This is a genomic window from Micromonospora sp. NPDC049089, from assembly GCF_040648775.1.
Classification (GTDB): Bacteria; Actinomycetota; Actinomycetes; order Mycobacteriales; family Micromonosporaceae; genus Micromonospora.
Genome location: NZ_JBEZEH010000408.1, coordinates 1 through 1,250 on the forward strand (window position 1 = coordinate 1; position 1,250 = coordinate 1,250).

Annotated in this window: 1 pseudogene; it reads right to left on the reverse strand. The window is 70.0% G+C overall.

The window, feature by feature from the left end:
- Nucleotides 1-83: 83 nt before the first annotated feature.
- Nucleotides 84-1,250 (reverse strand): annotated as a pseudogene (locus tag AB0B48_RS33155) (hypothetical protein); the annotation flags it as partial.

The window sequence follows — 1,250 nt, forward strand, 5'->3', positions numbered from 1 at the left end:
TCTCTGAACACCGGGGACCCCCCCCCCGCCCCCCCCCGGCTCGGAGGGGCGCGCCCTCTATGTGGATCAGCCACCCGTTCCGGTCAGAAGCAGTCAGGAACGTTCAGGCAGTTGGTGGGGCGGTTGGCGGACACCACGGACTCGTCGTCCAGCCGCACGACGCTGAAGAGGCCGTTGGAGATCCCGCCGGGCGGCAGGGTGGCGAAGTTGTGCGTCACCTTCGTCCGGTGGAGGCTGACCTCGCCGCCGTCGGTGTTGTAGATGCCGCCGCCGCTGCCGACCGGGCCGAGGGCCCGGTTGCCGGTCACCTCGCTGTCGCGCAGCGTGGTGACGCTGTCCTCGTTGTAGAGGCCGGCGCCGAAGAAGCCGGCCGTGTTGTCCTTGATCCTGCTGTTCTCGATCGTCGCGACGCTGTCGAAGGCCACGGCCAGACCGCCACCCACGCCGGCGGTGCTGTTCTTGACCACCGAGGCGTCCTTGAGGGTGAGCTGGCTGTCGGCCACCGCGACGCCACCACCGGCGAGGACCGCCGTGTTGTCACTGACCGTCGTCTCGTGCAACGTCGTGGTGCCCCCGACATCCAGGACGCCGCCGCCGAAGCCGAGCGTCTCGTTGTCGGAGACCTCGCTCTTGTAGACCCAGACCGAGCCGCCGTCGACCTCTTCGGTGAAGATGTCGGCAGCGCCGTTGGAGATGCCGCCGCCGCCGACGATCCCGGTGTTGTCCTTGATCTTCGACTCGTCGACCTGGAGTACGCCGGCGTTGAAGACGCCGCCACCGAAGAAGAACGCGGTGTTGTGCGCAACCGTCGTCTTGCTGAGCCTGGTGCTGCCGAAGTTGGCCAACCCGCCGCCGTTGCCGCCGGACTGGTTGTAGAGCAACTCGCTGTCCAGGATCTCCGCGCGACCACCGGGCTGCACCAGCACCCCAGCGCCGTCGGTGAACCCAGGCTGCTCGACCAGCGGCACGACAGCCGTACCGGCACCTGCCGGCTTCGCCACCGCGGCTACCGGCTTGGCCGGGGCGGCCTTGGTGGCAGTCGGGGCGGCCTTGGTTGCTGCCGCGGCCGGCTTGGCTGGCGCTGCTGTCGCGGCCGGCTTGGCGGCTGCCTTTGCGGTGGCTTTGGCAGGCGCTGCCTGGGCGGTGGATTTGGCGGGCGCTGCCTTCGCGGCCGGCTTGGCAGCGGTTGCTGCCGGCTTCGTTGCCGTTGCCGTTGCCGTTGCCGCTGCCGCCGCTGGCTTGGCGCCGGG